Origin of the sequence: Dissulfurispira sp. (assembly GCF_036745535.1) — a bacterium.
Taxonomy (GTDB): Bacteria; Nitrospirota; Thermodesulfovibrionia; order Thermodesulfovibrionales; family Dissulfurispiraceae; genus Dissulfurispira.
Window position 1 is genome coordinate 1 of record NZ_DAIOFX010000148.1, and the last position, 2,437, is coordinate 2,437.

Genomic DNA, 2,437 nt, shown 5'->3' on the forward strand with positions numbered 1-2,437 from the left:
CCTTATTTTACAAGGATTGATTTTGTGATTTCAGATTATTTTGGACAGCAGTGATGTGCGGTATATTTGGATATACAGGAAATCCTTATAGCAGCAAGCTGCTTGATCAGATGGGAGGCTCATTATTACACAGAGGACCAGATGACATAGGGGTGTATGTTAATAAGAATGCAAATGTATTCTTTGGACTGAGACGTCTTAGCATTATTGATCTCGAAACAGGCCATCAACCCCTTTCCAATGAAAATAATACAATATGGCTTGCCTGTAATGGCGAAATCTACAATTACATAGAGCTTCGGGAGGATCTTATTAAAAAGGGGCATATGTTCCGTACACATAGTGATGTGGAGGTTTTGCTTCATTTATATGAGGAGCATGGACTTGATTTTCTCGCGAATGTAAACGGCATGTTTGGGATAGTTCTCTACGATATCACCGCAGATCGTCTTGTACTTGCAAGAGATCGGCTTGGGATAAAGCCCCTCTATTATGCATGGAACGGCAGACAGCTCGCGTTTGCCTCGGAAGTTAAATCCATTTTGCTTTGTCCCTGGATTTCCAGAGGTCTTGATTGGCACGCAATAAGTATGTTTCTTCATTTGCTTTATGTCCCTGCTCCAAAGACATGTTTTGATAAAATCGAAAAACTCGAATCAGGCTCGATTGCAATACTTGAAGGAAACAAATTGCGGTTTCAAAAATATTGGGATATGAGCTTGTATCTGAACCCATCTCCATCAAAGAACATATCCTTGGAGGATGCATCCGATCACCTGCATTCTCTTTTGAGTGATGCCTGTCGTCTTCAGCTACGCAGTGATGTTCCTGTTGGTGCATTCCTGAGCGGTGGTGTAGATTCAAGCGCTGTTGTCTCCTTGGCAAACTTTCATAAGCCATTAAGCATGGATACGTTTACGGTACACTGGCAGAATGCAAATGAAAAGATCGATGAAAGAGGCTTTGCAAGGGAAGTGTCAAATTTATATGGAACGGTGCACCACGAAATAGCAGTTTCGTTCGAAGATTTTGAGAGACTTCTTCCCTTGCTTGTCTGGCACATGGATGAACCCAATGCAGATGGCGCTTATGTGCCGACGTACATAATCTCCAAGTTTGCGAGACAAAAATGCAAGGTGATTCTTACCGGATCTGGAGGTGACGAGCTTTTTGCCGGTTATCAATGGTATAGAAACAAAAAGATGTCACTGAAAGGATTGCTCGGTCAGAGCATCGATATGAGCGCTTACCTAAGCAGAGCATTTGTATTTCCATGGAAGCTTATTATGCCGATGTATGAGCCAGGCGTAGCGTCGAAGATATTTACCGATTATTATGGAAGGGTTGCAACAGATGATCGGGTAAACGCCCATACGGCCTGTGATCTGCAAATATGGCTGCAGGACAATATTCTTTTGCTAACCGATAAAATGAGCATGGCGGCATCAATTGAAGCAAGGGTGCCTTTGCTGGATCACAGAATCGTGGAGTTTGTTCTTGGGCTCCCCTCCTCATATAAATTGACGGCTTCTAATAGCAAAGTGATTTTAAAAAAAGCATTAGGAAACTATCTTCCGCCCTCCATTTTGACGAGGCGCAAGGATGGCTTTGGTGCTCCCATCATCTCATGGATGTATGCCGGCTTCATGGAAATTTGCCTGAAACTGCTCGAGCGTGGAGAATTGCTGAGCGAGGGGATAATCAGTAAACGACATATAAGGAGATTGAAATACTTGCTGCATGTGAGGAGGAGCTGGAGCTGGGCACTATGGATTCTTTTGAACCTTGAATTGTGGCTGCGGTTTTCTTTTAAACCATCCCCTCGACCTGACGGAGTAGGAATTTCTGATCTTTAAATTTGCTGTGAAGGACAAGGAATTAAAACAATATGTATATTTTTGCATGCGGCACCCCCGTACGTGGGGGAGCCTTCTGTCGTATACCGTGAATCGTGTGTACCTGAAGATGCGCAGCCGATTTTTCAGTTGTGGCGATAAATATTATCATTATCCTAACGAAATTAGGGTCGAGGCAAAGAAGACTTTACCACGTGCTGCCTTGAAGAAGACTGGTTTGCTCAGATCCCCCACACAGGCTGGTCGCCTGGGAGTGGTCCGGAGCTTGCAGGATGGCACATCCCGCTTGCAACATATTCAATGCAGATGGAAAATGTGAATTGGCACAAGGAGGAGAAGGATATAGAAGACACGTTCGCCTTACACCGATTCACGTGGCTTTTGCGCTGGCTGGCACTTCGCCCTCAAGTTGCTCATCTCGCAGTAGCGGATTCATTGATAATGGATTGGATACGGCATTGCACATTGCCCACTCACATGATGGCTTGGGAGACATACTCAACGTCGGAGCGGGTGGTAAATTGGCTGCTGTACTTTTGTGCCACACGGAAGTACCGAGACTTGAGCTATGAAATGAGAAA

1 protein-coding gene is annotated in these 2,437 nt (G+C 44.5%); it reads left to right on the plus strand.

Going from position 1 to position 2,437, the window contains the following annotated elements; translation table 11 throughout:
• Positions 1 to 53 precede the first annotated feature (53 nt).
• A complete protein-coding gene (gene asnB / locus V7L97_RS12235) occupies positions 54 to 1,856 on the plus strand; it encodes an asparagine synthase (glutamine-hydrolyzing) (RefSeq protein ID WP_333656388.1) in 1,803 nt (600 codons plus the stop codon).
• Positions 1,857 to 2,437: the final 581 nt, after the last annotated feature.